11 protein-coding genes are annotated in these 17,074 nt (G+C 50.8%); 8 read left to right on the top strand and 3 right to left on the bottom strand.

Annotated features, from left to right (window positions below):
• Positions 1–18 precede the first annotated feature (18 nt).
• Positions 19–789 (bottom strand): selenium cofactor biosynthesis protein YqeC, encoded by a 771-nt coding sequence (gene yqeC / locus A7Z06_RS13190; protein ID WP_000835701.1) that lies wholly within the window; start codon positions 787–789, stop codon positions 19–21.
• Positions 790–893: 104 nt separating this feature from the next.
• Here yqeC and mocA point away from each other — a divergent pair, with 104 nt between their 5' ends.
• The 8 genes from mocA (at position 894) to ghxQ (ending at position 14,381) form a co-directional block, all read left to right on the top strand.
• Positions 894–1,472, top strand: a complete 579-nt coding sequence (gene mocA, locus A7Z06_RS13185; protein ID WP_000094817.1) for a molybdenum cofactor cytidylyltransferase — start codon at positions 894–896, stop codon at positions 1,470–1,472.
• A 322-nt stretch (positions 1,473–1,794) separates the two neighbouring features.
• Positions 1,795–4,893: a putative selenate reductase subunit YgfK gene (ygfK, locus tag A7Z06_RS13180; RefSeq protein WP_105279454.1), complete on the top strand. Its 3,099-nt coding sequence runs from the start codon at positions 1,795–1,797 to the stop codon at positions 4,891–4,893.
• 2 nt (positions 4,894–4,895) lie between these two features.
• On the top strand, positions 4,896–6,224 hold the full coding sequence (ssnA, locus tag A7Z06_RS13175; RefSeq protein ID WP_000906295.1) for a putative aminohydrolase SsnA: 1,329 nt from the start codon (positions 4,896–4,898) through the stop codon (positions 6,222–6,224).
• A 50-nt stretch (positions 6,225–6,274) separates the two neighbouring features.
• Positions 6,275–7,054, top strand: a complete 780-nt coding sequence (gene ygfM / locus A7Z06_RS13170) for a molybdopterin-dependent oxidoreductase FAD-binding subunit (RefSeq protein WP_000572432.1) — start codon at positions 6,275–6,277, stop codon at positions 7,052–7,054.
• Positions 7,051–9,921, top strand: a complete 2,871-nt coding sequence (locus A7Z06_RS13165; RefSeq protein WP_105279453.1) for a molybdopterin-dependent oxidoreductase Mo/Fe-S-binding subunit — start codon at positions 7,051–7,053, stop codon at positions 9,919–9,921. Before ygfM ends, A7Z06_RS13165 begins: the two co-directional genes overlap by 4 nt.
• 332 nt (positions 9,922–10,253) lie before the next feature.
• Positions 10,254–11,654 (top strand): xanthine/proton symporter XanQ, encoded by a 1,401-nt coding sequence (gene xanQ, locus A7Z06_RS13160; protein WP_001280173.1) that lies wholly within the window; start codon positions 10,254–10,256, stop codon positions 11,652–11,654.
• Between the two features lie 17 nt (positions 11,655–11,671).
• On the top strand, positions 11,672–12,988 hold the full coding sequence (gene guaD / locus A7Z06_RS13155; RefSeq protein ID WP_010347969.1) for a guanine deaminase: 1,317 nt from the start codon (positions 11,672–11,674) through the stop codon (positions 12,986–12,988).
• A 25-nt stretch (positions 12,989–13,013) separates the two neighbouring features.
• A complete protein-coding gene (gene ghxQ, locus A7Z06_RS13150) occupies positions 13,014–14,381 on the top strand; it encodes a guanine/hypoxanthine transporter GhxQ (protein ID WP_000012141.1) in 1,368 nt (455 codons plus the stop codon).
• A 35-nt stretch (positions 14,382–14,416) separates the two neighbouring features.
• On the opposite strand, the gene A7Z06_RS13145 is transcribed toward ghxQ, so the two are convergent.
• Together A7Z06_RS13145 and ygfT are read right to left on the bottom strand one after the other, a co-directional pair.
• Positions 14,417–14,905: a 4Fe-4S dicluster domain-containing protein gene (locus A7Z06_RS13145; RefSeq protein ID WP_000838440.1), complete on the bottom strand. Its 489-nt coding sequence runs from the start codon at positions 14,903–14,905 to the stop codon at positions 14,417–14,419.
• Positions 14,902–16,824 carry a formate-dependent uric acid utilization protein YgfT gene (gene ygfT / locus A7Z06_RS13140; protein WP_010347967.1) on the bottom strand — a complete coding sequence of 641 codons (1,923 nt, stop codon included), beginning with the start codon at positions 16,822–16,824 and terminating at the stop codon, positions 14,902–14,904. Before ygfT ends, A7Z06_RS13145 begins: the two co-directional genes overlap by 4 nt.
• Between the last annotated feature and the right edge of the window lie 250 nt (positions 16,825–17,074).

Below are 17,074 nucleotides of genomic sequence, written 5' to 3'. Positions count from 1 at the left end.
CCCGGAATGTCCGAGCTGCTAATTCACAAATCTGCGCGCGATTGCAGGATCTTCTTGTATATCGCCCAGCCAGATTGCCTCTACGTCGTGTTGTTGCAGCGGTTTGAGTAGCTCGTTTTGCGCAATCGCATTCTCACATTGAGAAAAACGGTTAATGAACCAGATTCGCCGACAGCCTTGCGGTACGTTTTTAAACGCCCCCTGCGGATGGCGAACCAGCGCAACGAGATCGCTCAGCTGCAAGGTTGCATCAGGTGTTAACCCTGTAATCTCAGCGAACTGCGACCAGCGATGGACATTTTCAGCACCAACTTTAGTGCCCAAAATATGCCCTCCCATCACAGCAATCACGCAGCAACTGCTTTTAGGTATGCAAGGTTCGTGCTCATCTGGCGCTTTTAACGGCATTCCACGCGAGCCATCTGCCTCAATGAGAATTACGTCACATTCTGGTCGTTGCGCCAGTACATCAATGGTATCTGGCGTAAATCCCTGCGCTTTTCCCTGTTTCGCTTTGAAGCGGTGAAAACAAAATGCAATGGGGGATGTGAGAGACGCATGAGGAAGCATGGCGGGATCGCGACAGAAAACCACGGGCCAGTGAGACGTTGGTATAAACATATGTGTCGTCGTCGTGATTAACACGCGCCTGCCACTAGACTGAAGTAACTCTGCCAGCCAAAAAAGCAGACTGGTTTTCCCCCCTGCACCAACAACAGAAATGACTGCCGGAGCGTTCTGCACGCCTAAATCAATGAATAATGCTGATGGGTCAATTATACTTTTCACGAGTCTTCATAGACCTCTCTGGGATAAATTAGCCCTCAAATTCATTAACCAGGAAGTAACGCAATTTTCAGGCGTTATTAACCGATATAAATAATGGAATCACTATGTCATCTATCGACTGTATAATTACCGCTGCTGGATTATCATCAAGAATGGGACAATGGAAAATGATGTTACCCTGGCAACAGGAAACAATTCTTGATGCAAGTATCAAAAACGCGTTGCAGTTTTGTAGTCGAATTATTTTAGTTACGGGTTTTCGCGCTAATGAACTGCACCATCGCTACGAGAACACTGGCAATATTACTCTTATTTATAATCCAGATTATGAGCAGGGCTTACTGACCTCGGTGAAGGCTGCGGCTCCCGAAGTGCAAACTGAACATTGCTTTATTACTCATGGTGACATGCCAAGTCTTAATGCCAATATATTTAATAAAATCTGGAGGTTACGCAACAACGGTGCAATTCTCCCACTCCACAATGGTATCCCTGGCCATCCCATTTTAATCTCAAAATCGAGTCTGATGCAGGCTATCCAACGTCCCAACGTGACCAATATGCGTCAGGCATTGCAAATGGGTGAACATTATTCCGTCGAAATAGAAGATGAAGAAATAATTTTAGATATTGATACCCCCGAGGACTTTATTAATGCGCAAAAGTGGCATACTGAATTTTAGAAAATCAGGTTAAACGATTGCGTTCAAATATTCATTCCGCTCAGTATCCTTTTATCATAATGATAAGGAGCCACTGATTTTGAGAAATGAGAAAAAATGATAAAACCCCTGGCAATAATAACTCTCAGTAGTGATTTTAATTCTCATTTAGCACCTGTGAGATCATTCACAAAAAACCATTAAGTTTCGAGGCGCCTCACATTTTTTTATATTTCCGAGCCAACCTGGCAATAGTGGTGCGATTGTTGCTCTGTCTCCTTAAACCACCGGATTTATCAATACCGGTCACTCAATGATATCTGTATAAGCTAAGGAGAGGGTTATGGGGGATATTATGCGTCCCATTCCGTTTGAGGAACTTTTGACGCACATATTTGATGAATACCAACAACAACGCTCAATCTTTGGTATTCCTGAGCAACAGTTTTACTCACCCGTAAAAGGTAAAACTGTTAGCGTCTTCGGTGAAACCTGTGCCACCCCCGTCGGCCCTGCCGCTGGTCCGCACACGCAACTCGCGCAAAATATCGTCACTTCCTGGCTGACTGGCGGACGCTTTATCGAACTAAAAACCGTCCAAATTCTTGACCGCCTGGAGCTGGAAAAGCCCTGTATCGATGCCGAAGACGAATGCTTTAACACCGAATGGTCAACCGAATTTACCCTGCTTAAAGCCTGGGATGAATACCTCAAAGCCTGGTTTGCCCTGCATCTTCTCGAAGCCATGTTCCAGCCTTCTGATTCTGGTAAATCGTTTATCTTTAATATGAGCGTCGGTTACAACCTCGAAGGCATTAAGCAGCCGCCGATGCAGCAGTTCATCGACAATATGATGGACGCATCTGACCATCCGAAATTCGCTCAATACCGCGATACGCTGAATAAACTCCTCCACGATGACGCATTTTTAGCCCGCCACGGATTGCAGGAAAAACGTGAAAGCTTGCAGGCCTTAGCAGCCCGTATCCCCACCAGCATGGTACAAGGCGTTACCCTCTCCACCATGCACGGCTGCCCTCCGCATGAAATCGAAGCCATTTGCCGCTACATGCTGGAAGAAAAAGAGCTGAACACCTTTGTGAAACTCAACCCGACCTTACTGGGGTACGCGCGTGTTCGTGAGATTCTTGATGGATGTGGGTTCGATTACATCGGCTTAAAAGAAGAGTCATTTGATCACGACCTCAAGCTAACGCAGGCGCTGGAAATGCTGGAACGCCTGATGGCGCTGGCAAAAGAAAAATCTCTCGGCTTTGGCGTCAAACTGACTAACACTCTCGGCACCATCAATAACAAAGGCGCACTGCCTGGTGAAGAGATGTATATGTCCGGCCGTGCACTGTTCCCGCTCTCTATCAATGTCGCGGCAGTTCTGTCCCGTGCCTTTGACGGCAAACTGCCAATTTCTTATTCCGGTGGTGCCAGCCAGCTGACTATCCGCGATATTTTCGATACTGGCATTCGCCCTATCACCATGGCAACCGACTTACTGAAACCCGGCGGCTATTTGCGTTTAAGTGCCTGTATGCGCGAGCTGGAAGGCTCCGACGCCTGGGGACTTGACCACGTTGACGTGGAACGACTGAGCAAGCTGGCCGCAGATGCGCTGACCATGGAGTACACCCAGAAACACTGGAAGCCAGAAGAGCGTATAGAAGTGGCAGAAGACCTGCCGCTGACCGACTGCTACGTTGCCCCCTGTGTCACTGCCTGCGCCATCAAACAGGATATTCCGGAATACATTCGTCTGCTTGGCGAACATCGCTATGCCGACGCGCTGGAACTCATCTACCAACGTAATGCCCTGCCCGCCATTACTGGTCACATTTGCGATCACCAGTGCCAGTACAACTGTACCCGCCTGGATTACGATAGTGCGCTGAATATCCGCGAACTGAAAAAAGTCGCCCTGGAAAAAGGCTGGGATGAATATAAGCAACGCTGGCACAAACCAGCGGGTTCCGGTTCTCGCCATCCGGTTGCCGTCATTGGCGCAGGTCCGGCGGGTCTGGCAGCAGGCTACTTCCTTGCCAGAGCGGGTCATCCGGTGACGCTATTTGAACGCGAAGCTAACGCCGGCGGCGTGGTGAAAAATATCATTCCACAGTTCCGTATTCCTGCTGAGTTGATTCAGCACGATATCGATTTTGTTGCCGACCACGGCGTGAAATTTGAGTATGGCTGTTCACCGGATCTGACCGTCGAACAGTTAAAAAATCAGGGCTTCCACTATGTTCTGATTGCCACCGGCACCGATAAAAACAGCGGTGTGAAGCTGGCGGGCAACAACCAGAATGTCTGGAAATCGCTCCCCTTCCTGCGCGAGTACAACAAAGGCGCAGTGCTCAACTTGGGTAAACATGTGGTGATTGTCGGTGCGGGTAACACCGCAATGGACTGCGCCCGTGCGGCGTTACGCGTTCCGGGCGTTGAAAAAGCGACTGTCGTTTACCGTCGTTCACTACAAGAGATGCCAGCATGGCGCGAAGAGTATGAAGAAGCACGACACGATGGCGTAGAGTTCCGTTTCCTCAATAACCCAGAACGTTTCGATGCGGATGGCACCTTAACGTTGCGCGTCATGTCGCTTGGCGAACCCGATGAGAAAGGCCGTCGCCGTCCGGTTGAAACCAACGAAACAGTAACGCTACACGTAGACAGCCTGATCACCGCCATTGGCGAACAGCAGGATACCGAAGCCCTGAACGCAATGGGCGTGCCGCTGGACAAAAACGGCTGGCCTGATGTCGACCATAACGGCGAAACTCGTCTGACTGACGTCTTTATGATTGGTGACGTACAGCGCGGTCCGTCCTCTATTGTCGCGGCTGTCGGAACGGCTCGACGAGCCACCGATGCCATCCTTAGTCGAGAAAATATCCGCTCCCACCAGAGCGATAAATACTGGAACAACGTCAACCCGGCGGAAATCTACCAACGTAAAGGCGATATCTCTGTCACCCTGGTGAACAGTGACGATCGTGACGCGTTTGTCGCCCAGGAAGCCGCTCGCTGCCTTGAATGTAACTACGTTTGCAGCAAGTGTGTGGATGTCTGCCCGAACCGCGCCAACGTCTCAATTGCCGTCCCTGGCTTCCAGAACCGTTTCCAGACGCTGCACCTCGACGCTTACTGTAACGAATGCGGCAACTGCGCTCAGTTCTGCCCGTGGAACGGTAAACCGTACAAAGACAAAATCACCGTCTTTAGTCTGTCGCAAGACTTTGATAACAGCAGCAACCCAGGCTTCCTGGTGGAAGATTGCCGGGTACGTGTACGTCTGAATAACCAAAGCTGGGTGCTGAATATCAATAGCGAAGGTCAGTTCGACAACGTACCGCCAGAGCTGAACGATATGTGCCGCATCATTAGCCATGTCCACCAGCATCATCATTATCTGCTGAGCCGCGTGGAGGTGTAATCATGTTGATTCTGAAGAATGTCACCGCAGTACAGTTACACCCGGCAAAAGTGCAGGAAGGCGTCGATATCGCCATCGAAAATGATGTGATTGTCGCGATCGGCGATGCTCTGACGCAGCGTTATCCTGACGCCAGCTACAAAGAGATGCATGGCCGGATTGTGATGCCTGGGATTGTCTGCTCACACAACCATTTTTACTCGGGACTTTCGCGCGGAATTATGGCGAACATCGCTCCCTGCCCGGATTTCATCTCAACGCTGAAAAATCTTTGGTGGCGGCTCGATCGTGCCCTTGATGAAGAGTCGCTCTATTACAGCGGGCTGATTTGTTCACTCGAAGCAATCAAGAGCGGATGCACGTCGGTTATCGATCACCATGCGTCCCCGGCTTATATCGGCGGGTCGCTCTCGACGCTGCGCAACGCATTTTTAAAAGTTGGCCTGCGTGCGATGACCTGTTTTGAAACCACTGACCGTAACAACGGCATCACAGAGTTACAGGAAGGTGTAGAAGAAAACATCCGTTTCGCCCGTCAGATTGACGACGCAAAGAAAGTAGCTACCGAGCCATATCTGGTGGAAGCGCATATTGGTGCTCACGCGCCGTTTACCGTGCCGGATGCCGGTCTGGAAATGCTGCGCGAAGCCGTAAAAGCCACCGGGCGTGGTTTACACATTCACGCTGCTGAAGACCTTTACGACGTTTCTCACAGTCACCACTGGTACGGCAAAGATCTGCTGGCACGACTGGCGCAATTCGATCTTATCGGCAGCAAAACGCTGGTCGCCCACGGCCTGTATCTGTCGAAAGAGGATATCGCCCTGCTTAATCAGCATGACGCGTTCCTGGTACATAACGCCCGCTCCAACATGAATAACCATGTTGGTTACAACCATCATCTTAGCGATATCCGCAATCTGGCACTGGGAACCGACGGTATCGGTTCAGACATGTTTGAAGAGATGAAATTCGCCTTTTTTAAACATCGTGACGCTGGTGGTTCGCTGTGGCCTGACAGTTTTGCCAAAGCCCTGACTAACGGCAACGAACTAATGAGTCGCAACTTTGGTGCGAAATTCGGCCTGCTGGAAGCAGGTTATAAAGCCGATTTAACCATTTGCGATTACACCTCGCCAACGCCGTTGCTGGCGGACAATATCGCCGGTCATATCGCTTTCGGCATGGGTTCAGGCAGCGTTCACAGCGTGATGGTCAACGGTGTGATGGTCTATGAAGACCGTCAGTTTAACTTCGATTGCGATTCCATTTATGCGCAAGCCAGAAAAGCCGCCGCCGGTATGTGGCGCCGGATGGATGCGCTGGCATAAATGACAGATACCCTCTTCCTTCAAGGAGGAGGGCTAAATAAGGAAAGAAGATGATTGAACAATTTTTCAGACCCGACTCTGTCGAACAGGCGCTGGAACTGAAGCGCCGCTTCCAGGATGAAGCCGTCTGGTTTGCCGGGGGCAGCAAACTCAACGCCACACCAACCCGTACCGATAAAAAGATTGCCATTTCCTTACAGGATCTGGAACTGGACTGGGTTGACTGGGATAACGGCGCATTGCGTATTGGCGCAATGTCTCGCTTGCAGCCACTGCGTGATGCGCGATTTATTCCTGCAGCTTTGCGTGAAGCCCTCGGCTTTGTCTACTCTCGCCATGTTCGTAATCAGTCCACCATTGGTGGCGAAATCGCCGCCCGGCAGGAAGAGTCGGTGTTGCTTCCCGTCTTGCTGGCACTGGATGCTGAACTGGTTTTTGGCAACGGCGAAACGCTGTCAATTGAGGACTACCTGTCCTGCCCATGTGATCGTCTGCTGACAGAAATCATCATTAAAGATCCGTATCGCACCTGCGCGACTCGCAAAATTAGCCGTTCCCAGGCTGGGTTAACGGTGGTGACTGCGGCTGTTGCATTAACCGACCACGACGGTATGCGAATTGCGCTGGATGGCGTCGCCAGTAAAGCACTGCGTCTGCACGATGTCGAAAAACAAAATCTGGAAGGTAATGCACTGGAACAGGCCGTCGCCAACGCCATTTTCCCGCAGGAAGATTTGCGGGGCAGCGTGGCCTATAAACGCTATATCACGGGAGTTCTGGTAGCCGACCTGTATGCCGACTGCCAACAGGCTGGGGAGGAAGCCGTATGATTATCCACTTTACTTTAAATGGCGCGCCCCAGGCGCTAACCGTTAATCCTGGCGAAAACGTGCAAAAGCTGTTGTTTAACATGGGAATGCACTCTGTACGCAACAGTGATGATGGTTTCGGTTTTGCCGGTTCTGACGCAATTATCTTTAACGGTAATATCGTCAACGCATCCCTGCTTATTGCCGCACAGTTAGAAAAAGCAGACATTCGTACCACAGAATCGCTGGGCAAATGGAACGAGTTAAGTCTGGTTCAACAAGCAATGGTTGATGTCGGCGTGGTGCAGTCCGGTTATAACGATCCAGCTGCGGCTCTGATTATTACCGATCTTCTTGATCGCATCGCCGCACCTACCCGCGAAGAGATCGACGACGCGCTTTCTGGTCTGTTCAGCCGCGATGCAGGCTGGCAACAATACTATCAGGTCATTGAACTGGCGGTTGCACGTAAAAATAATCCGCAGGCCACCATTGATATCGCTCCGACTTTCCGTGATGACCTTGAAGTCATTGGCAAGCATTATCCTAAAACTGATGCCGCGAAAATGGTGCAGGCGAAACCCTGCTATGTTGAAGACCGCGTAACGGCTGACGCCTGCGTCATTAAAATGTTACGTAGCCCACACGCTCACGCACTAATTACCCATCTGGATGTCAGCAAAGCCGAGGCTTTACCGGGCGTTGTTCACGTTATTACTCACCTGAATTGCCCGGACATCTACTACACACCTGGTGGTCAGAGCGCGCCGGAACCGTCACCACTTGACCGCCGCATGTTCGGCAAGAAAATGCGTCATGTCGGCGATCGTGTTGCTGCGGTCGTTGCTGAAAGTGAAGAAATTGCGCTCGAAGCACTGAAGCTCATCGACGTTGAATATGAAGTGCTTAAACCGGTAATGTCGATCGACGAAGCAATGGCGGAAGATGCACCTGTCGTGCACGATGAACCGGTGGTGTATGTCGCTGGTGCGCCAGATACTCTGGAAGATGACAACAGTCATGCAGCCCAGCGCGGCGAGCATATGATCATTAACTTCCCTATCGGTTCTCGCCCACGCAAAAATATCGCCGCCAGTATTCATGGTCATATTGGCGATATGGATAAAGGCTTCGCCGATGCCGATGTGATCATTGAGCGAACCTATAACTCAACTCAGGCGCAGCAATGCCCGACTGAAACACATATCTGCTTTACCCGCATGGATGGCGATCGGCTGGTTATTCACGCCTCCACTCAAGTACCGTGGCACTTACGCCGCCAGGTTGCGCGCCTTGTAGGTATGAAACAACATAAAGTTCATGTCATTAAAGAACGCGTAGGCGGCGGTTTTGGTTCCAAACAGGACATCCTGCTGGAAGAAGTGTGCGCCTGGGCAACCTGCGTGACCGGGCGTCCGGTGCTGTTCCGCTACACCCGTGAAGAAGAGTTTATTGCCAACACTTCTCGTCACGTCGCGAAAGTCACCGTCAAACTGGGGGCGAAAAAAGATGGTCGCCTGACGGCAGTGAAGATGGATTTCCGCGCCAACACAGGTCCTTACGGCAACCATTCACTCACCGTACCGTGTAACGGACCGGCGCTGTCGCTGCCGTTATATCCGTGCGATAACGTCGATTTCCAGGTCACCACCTACTACAGCAACATTTGTCCAAATGGTGCTTATCAGGGTTATGGCGCACCGAAAGGTAACTTCGCGATCACCATGGCATTAGCGGAACTGGCTGAACAGTTACAGATCGACCAACTGGAAATTATCGAACGTAACCGGGTACACGAAGGGCAAGAGCTGAAAATTCTCGGTGCAATCGGTGAAGGTAAAGCGCCGACCTCCGTTCCTTCCGCTGCCAGCTGCGCGCTGGAAGAGATCCTGCGTCAGGGTCGCGAGATGATCCAATGGTCTTCACCGAAACCGCAAAATGGTGACTGGCGCATCGGTCGTGGCGTTGCCATTATCATGCAGAAATCGGGTATCCCGGATATCGATCAGGCTAACTGCATGATCAAACTGGAATCTGATGGCACCTTTATCGTTCACTCCGGTGGTGCGGATATCGGAACCGGCCTGGATACTGTGGTGACCAAACTGGCGGCAGAAGTGCTGCACTGCCCGCCGCAGGACGTGCATGTTATCTCCGGTGACACCGACCATGCGCTGTTTGATAAAGGCGCGTATGCCTCGTCCGGTACTTGTTTCTCAGGCAACGCGGCGCGTATGGCTGCGGAAAATCTGCGGGAGAAAATCCTGTTCCACGGTGCACAAATGTTGGGTGAGCCACTGGAAGATGTTCAACTGGCAACGCCGGGCGTCGTGCGCGGTAAGAAAGGCGAAGTGAGTTTCGGGGATATTGCCCATAAAGGCGAAACCGGTACTGGCTTTGGTTCGCTGGTGGGAACAGCCAGTTATATCACGCCTGATTTCGCCTTCCCGTATGGTGCAAACTTTGCTGAAGTTGCCGTCAACACGCGTACCGGTGAAATCCGCCTGGACAAATTCTACGCCCTGCTGGATTGCGGTACGCCGGTCAATCCGGAGTTAGCGTTGGGACAAATCTACGGCGCCACCCTGCGTGCTATCGGGCACAGTATGAGCGAAGAAATCATTTATGACGCCGAAGGTCACCCGTTAACCCGCGATTTACGCAGTTACGGCGCACCGAAAATTGGCGACATCCCACGTGATTTCCGTGCCGTACTGGTGCCGAGCGACGATAAAGTCGGCCCGTTCGGGGCGAAGTCCATCTCGGAAATTGGCGTAAATGGCGCAGCACCAGCAATTGCTACTGCAATTCACGATGCCTGCGGCATCTGGTTACGCGAATGGCATTTCACTCCGGAGAAAATACTCACCGCGCTGGAAAAAATATAAGTAATAAATGGCCGCTTCGGCGGCCTGGATTGCTGACAAATGCGAAATTGCCTGATGCGCTGCGCTTATCAGGCCTACATGTCGACTGCAATATATTGAGTTAGCATGATTTGGTAGGCGGATAAGGCGTTCACGCCGCATCCGGCATGAACAAAGCGCGATTTATCAACAATCTGTTACCGCTTCGGCGGCCTGTTTCTCTGTTTGAACGATGACTAAATAGTAACTGCGAAAATGAGATAAGCCGTTCTCAAGGCGTCCTGCGCCCCAAATTCGTGGGTATTTATTTTACTGATTCAGATGATCAAATTTACTTTAAAAGGAGTGAAGGGATGTCTGATATAAACCATGCAGGTTCCGACCTTATATTTGAACTGGAGGATCGCCCTCCCTTTCATCAGGCTATTGTTGGCGCAATTACCCATCTGTTGGCAATTTTCGTTCCGATGGTGACTCCCGCATTAATTGTGGGTGCGGCCTTACAACTTTCCGCAGAAACGACCGCCTATCTGGTTTCAATGGCAATGATCGCCTCCGGCATTGGAACATGGTTACAGGTAAACCGTTATGGCATCGTAGGTTCCGGTTTACTCTCCATTCAGTCAGTCAATTTTTCATTTGTTACCGTCATGATTGCGCTGGGCAGCAGCATGAAAAGCGACGGCTTCCACGAAGAATTAATCATGTCGTCGCTGCTTGGCGTTTCCTTCGTCGGCGCATTTCTGGTTGTCGGTTCTTCTTTTATCCTGCCTTATCTACGTCGGGTTATCACCCCCACCGTCAGCGGCATTGTGGTGCTGATGATCGGCTTGAGCCTGATTAAAGTCGGCATTATCGATTTTGGCGGTGGATTTGCAGCCAAAAGCAGCGGTACGTTCGGCAATTACGAACATCTCGGCGTTGGTTTATTGGTTTTGATTGTGGTGATCGGCTTTAACTGCTGTCGCAGTCCGTTGCTACGCATGGGCGGGATCGCCATTGGGCTTTGCGTCGGCTATATCGCGTCGTTATGCCTTGGCATGGTGGATTTCAGCAGTATGCGCAACCTGCCGTTAATCACTATCCCACATCCGTTCAAATACGGGTTTAGTTTCAGCTTCCATCAGTTCCTGGTGGTCGGCACGATTTATCTACTTAGCGTGCTGGAGGCAGTAGGCGATATCACCGCCACGGCAATGGTTTCCCGCCGTCCTATTCAGGGAGACGAATATCAGTCACGGCTGAAAGGTGGCGTGCTGGCAGATGGTCTGGTCTCTGTTATCGCCTCCGCAGTCGGTTCATTACCATTAACCACCTTTGCGCAAAATAACGGTGTTATTCAGATGACCGGCGTCGCCTCACGTTATATCGGGCGAACCATCGCGGTTATGTTGGTTATCCTCGGGTTATTTCCGATGATCGGCGGCTTCTTCACCACTATCCCCTCGGCAGTTCTGGGGGGTGCAATGACGTTAATGTTTTCCATGATTGCCATTGCCGGTATCCGCATCATTATCACCAATGGCTTAAAACGCCGTGAAACACTTATCGTCGCCACCTCATTAGGTTTAGGTCTTGGTGTTTCCTACGATCCCGAAATTTTTAAAATATTGCCTGCCTCTATTTATGTATTAGTTGAAAACCCTATTTGTGCAGGCGGGTTAACTGCGATTTTATTAAATATTATTCTCCCTGGTGGCTACCGACAGGAAAACGTTCTGCCTGGTATTACCTCAGCGGAAGAGATGGATTAAAAGTAAAGGAGTCAATGATGTCAGGAGAACACACGTTAAAAGCAGTACGAGGCAGTTTTATTGATGTCACCCGTACAGTCGATAACCCGGAAGAAATCGCCTCTGCACTGCGTTTTATTGAGGATGGTTTACTACTCATTAAACAAGGGAAAGTGGAATGGTTTGGCAAATGGGAAGACGGAAAGCATCAAATTCCTGACACTATTCGCGTCCGTGATTATCGAGGCAAACTGATAGTTCCGGGCTTTGTCGATACACATATCCATTATCCGCAAAGTGAAATGGTCGGTGCCTACGGTGAGCAGTTGCTGGAATGGTTGAATAAACACACATTCCCCACAGAGCGTCGTTATGAGGATTTAGAATACGCCCGCGAAATGTCGGCGTTTTTCATCAAGCAGTTATTGCGCAACGGCACAACTACGGCGCTGGTGTTTGGGACTGTTCATCCGCAATCCGTTGATGCGCTGTTTGAAGCCGCCAGTCATATCAATATGCGTATGATTGCCGGCAAGGTGATGATGGATCGCAATGCGCCGGATTATCTGCTTGATACCGCAGAAAGCAGTTATCACCAAAGCAAAGAACTGATCGAACGCTGGCACAAAAATGGACGTCTGTTGTACGCCATTACACCGCGCTTCGCACCGACTTCATCTCCCGAACAGATGGCAATGGCGCAACGCCTGAAAGAAGAGTTTCCTGATACGTGGATACATACCCATCTGTGTGAAAACAAAGATGAAATTGCCTGGGTGAAAGAACTTTATCCTGAACATGATGGTTATCTGGATGTTTATCACCAGTATGGCCTGACCGGTAAAAACTGCGTCTTTGCTCACTGCGTCCATCTGGAAGAAAAAGAGTGGGATCGTCTCAGCGAAACTAAATCCAGCATCGCGTTTTGTCCAACCTCCAACCTTTATCTCGGTAGCGGCTTATTCAACTTGAAAAAAGCATGGAATAAGAAAGTCAAAGTCGGCATGGGGACTGACATTGGTGCCGGAACCACCTTCAACATGCTGCAAACACTGAACGAAGCCTACAAAGTGTTGCAGTTACAGGGCTATCGTCTCTCAGCATATGAAGCGTTTTACCTTGCCACGCTCGGTGGCGCGAAATCTCTGGGACTTGACGATCTGATCGGCAATTTTATACCAGGCAAAGAGGCTGATTTCGTGGTGATGGAGCCTACCGCCACGCCACTGCAGCAATTGCGCTATGACAACTCTGTTTCTTTAGTCGACAAATTGTTCGTGATGATGACGTTGGGCGATGACCGTTCTATCTATCGCACCTACGTTGATGGTCGTCTGGTGTACGAACGTAACTAATAATAAACCTCGTGAGGACATCATTATGTCTGGAGACATCCTACAAACACCGGACGCACCAAAGCCACAGGGCGCGCTGGATAATTATTTTAAAATTACCGCTCGTGGCAGCAGCGTTCGCCAGGAGGTACTGGCGGGTCTGACCACATTCCTCGCTATGGTTTACTCCGTTATCGTAGTGCCGGGAATGCTGGGTAAAGCAGGTTTTCCTCCCGCAGCGGTCTTCGTTGCCACCTGTCTGGTCGCTGGCTTCGGCTCTCTGCTGATGGGGTTATGGGCTAACCTGCCAATGGCGATTGGTTGCGCCATTTCCTTGACAGCATTTACCGCATTCAGCCTGGTACTCGGGCAACAAATTAGCGTTCCGGTAGCACTAGGGGCGGTTTTTCTGATGGGTCTGATATTTACCGCTATCTCCGTAACTGGCGTGCGAACCTGGATCTTACGCAATTTACCAATGGGTATTGCGCACGGTACAGGTATCGGTATTGGTCTGTTCCTGCTACTGATTGCCGCTAACGGCGTTGGTATGGTTATCAAAAACCCGATTGAAGGCTTACCCGTCGCGCTTGGTGCGTTTACCTCTTTCCCGGTGCTGATGAGCTTGCTGGGATTAGCGGTGATTTTCGGCCTGGAGAAGTGCCGCGTACCTGGTGGGATCTTGCTGGTGATTATCGCCATCTCGATCATCGGCTTAATCTTTGATCCGGCAGTCAAATATCATGGTCTGGTAGCAATGCCAAGTCTGACTGGCGAAGATGGTAAGTCTCTGATTTTCAGCCTGGATATTATGGGCGCACTTCAACCAACTGTACTTCCGAGTGTACTGGCATTAGTGATGACCGCAGTGTTCGACGCCACCGGCACCATCCGTGCAGTAGCCGGACAGGCGAATCTGCTGGATAAAGACAACCAGATCATCAACGGCGGTAAAGCCCTGACCAGTGACTCGGTTAGTTCAATATTCTCCGGTTTAGTGGGTGCAGCACCTGCGGCGGTATATATCGAATCAGCAGCCGGAACTGCCGCCGGGGGCAAAACCGGTTTAACCGCAACGGTAGTTGGCGCGTTATTCCTGCTGATTCTGTTCTTATCTCCGCTGTCGTTTCTGATCCCTGGTTATGCCACTGCCCCTGCACTGATGTACGTGGGTTTGCTGATGTTAAGTAACGTCTCGAAGCTCGATTTCAATGACTTTATTGATGCGATGGCAGGCCTGGTATGTGCGGTTTTCATCGTTCTGACCTGTAATATCGTCACCGGTATTATGCTGGGCTTTGTGACACTGGTCGTAGGCCGCGTCTTTGCACGCGAATGGCAAAAGCTGAATATTGGTACGGTTATCATTACCGCCGCACTGGTCGCGTTTTACGCAGGTGGTTGGGCAATCTAATAGACTCCCCGCGCCTTTCAGCGCGGAGATTTCTTTCAGAGAGGATACTCACCGCTGGCAGCAAGACGCTGCTGGCGGACTTGCCTGAGTTCTCTCTCAGTCATCAACTGCAACGCCTGCGTTGGGCAGGACTCAACGCACGCAGGTCCCTCTTGCCGCTGTTCGCAAAGATCACATTTCACGATGAGTTGACGAGTATGACCGGGCAACGACTGAACAGTGATCATCCCAAACGGGCACGCACTGACGCAACTCTGACAGCCAATACAACGGGCAGAATTGGCCTGCACCACCTGCTCGCCTATCGTCAGAGCCCCCACAGGGCAAGCGCCAACACAAGGGGCGTTTTCGCATTGATGGCACATCACCGGCGCACTAATGTTGTTCAGACGCTGCACTTTTAAACGTGGGAGAAAGAAACTCGCATTCAACTCCTGTTCTAACGGATGGGCGACCACGCAAGCCACTTCGCAAGTACGACAACCAATGCAGTCAGTTGAATTAACGATAATTAACGATTTCATCGCGATGCCTTCGTATTAAACATGGCTAACATATCGTGTGCTGCCTGTCTTCCTGCGGCCATTGCAGTGACGACCAGATCCGCGCCATGAACAGCATCACCACCAGCAAAGACTTTTCTCAGATGCGTCTGGGTGGGTAAATACCCGACGTCGCCGGTTTGAATCAGCCCCCATTTATCGAGCTTAACGCCACTGCCCTGCAACCACGGCATGGCATGTGCCTGGAACCCAAAGGCCATAATCAGCACATCGGCGGGCAGTTCAAACTCAGATCCCGCCACCGGACGTGGACGACGGCGACCATCAGGTCCCGGCTCACCCATTGCGGTACGAATCAAACCCACCGCTTTTAAGCGCCCGTCATCATCAAGAGCGATATATTGCGGCTGAACATTGAACTGAAACTCAACGCCTTCCTCTCGCGCATTAACCACCTCTTTTCGCGAGCCGGGCATACTGACTTCATCACGCCGATAAGCACAGGTCACGCTGGTGGCATTCAGGCGAATGGATGTGCGCAGGCAATCCATTGTTGTATCGCCGCCCCCCAATACGACAACTCGCTTACCTTCTACATCCGTCAGCGGATACTCTGCAGACTCTGGCAGCCCCATCAACTGGCGAGTATGCGCGGTCAGAAACGGTAGCGCCTGAATGACACCGGGCGCATCTTCATGCGGCAGATCCGCTCGCATCATCCCGTAAGTCCCCACGCCGAGGAAAACGGCATCATATTCCGCCGTTAATTCGTTGAAAGAGATATCACGGCCAATTTCACAGTTGAGATGAAAGTCGATCCCCATCGCGGTGAATATCTCCCGCCGCTGGCTTAACACCGCTTTATCGAGCTTGAAAGGAGGAATACCAAAGGTCAACATGCCGCCAATTTCTGGATGGCGATCAAAGACATCAACATGAACGCCAGCGCGCGCCAGAATATCGGCACACCCCAGCCCTGCTGGCCCTGCGCCAATCACCGCCACTCTTTCCATACGCGGAACGACCAGGCTGACATCGGGACGCCAGCCCATCGCCAGCGCGGTATCGGTGATGTAGCGTTCCAGATTACCGATAGAGACTGCGCCAGAGTGATCTTTCAAAGTACATGCACCTTCACAAAGCCGGTCCTGCGGACATACCCTGCCGCAGATTTCTGGTAAGGAGCTGGTCTGGTGGCAGAGTTCTGCCGCTTCAATAATCTTCCCTTCCTGTACCAGATGGATGTAATCCGGAATGGCGTTATGCAGCGGGCAATGCCAGTTGCAGTTGGCTTTTTCGGCACAATAAACACAGCGGTCACTCTCATAAGTCGCTTGTTGCGGATCCAGTCCACAATAGATTTCGCCAAAGTGGGTTTTCCGCTCACTCGCTGAAATTTTATCTGCACCTTTACGCGGGTTAACGGGGAGCAACGCTGCACGGCGAGATGACTGAGCATCTGATGACACCTTTCCTTCTGCCGTTTTGCGCTGGCGGGTCATCTTTATCTGCTGTAACCCTTTATCATCCATCAGGCGTAATGCCTGCGTTGGGCAGACCTCAATACAGGCTTGAACGCCGGAACTGCGCTGGTTACAAAGGTCGCATTTCTGCGCAATAGAACCGACCATCTCGATTACGCCAAAGGGGCAAGCGATTGCGCATCTTTTACAACCAATACACTTTTGCTCGTCCAGTTGTACGCTATCGGGCTGGAAAGTCAGAGCATTTACCGGGCAAACCGTAACGCAGGGGGCATTATTGCAATGATGACAGGCCACCGGATTCGCGTGCAGGCCTTTCCCAACAACGTGAATACGGGGTTTAAAGTCACTGTGGCTCTGCGGCCAGTTTTCTTGGTTGTGTGCCGCCGCACAGGCAATTTCACAGGCATGACAGCCTATACATTCCGCAGCTTCAGCAGCGATAAACTTATTCATTTGCATCCCTTTCATTTGATGAGTTATGTCTTCTCAAATGTCGCAATGCAATAAACGGGCATATATTATAAAACGTGTCCGCTTTAATGATATTTTGCGACTGAGGTCAAATTATTACCCCTCAATCTGTGCCGCTTTCATTAATTAAACATCGTTGCTGAAAACAGAGTAATCCAACTCAAAAACATTAAATGCGAGAGTGCGATATGCCAGAATGATTAAAGACATATCAATATGAGAAAATTAAAGA

This window comes from Escherichia sp. MOD1-EC6819 (assembly GCF_002965765.1).
In the GTDB taxonomy this organism is placed as follows: domain Bacteria; phylum Pseudomonadota; class Gammaproteobacteria; order Enterobacterales; family Enterobacteriaceae; genus Escherichia; species Escherichia ruysiae.
The sequence above is the reverse complement of the archived record's forward strand: the minus strand, read 5'-3'. Positions and strand labels throughout refer to the sequence as shown.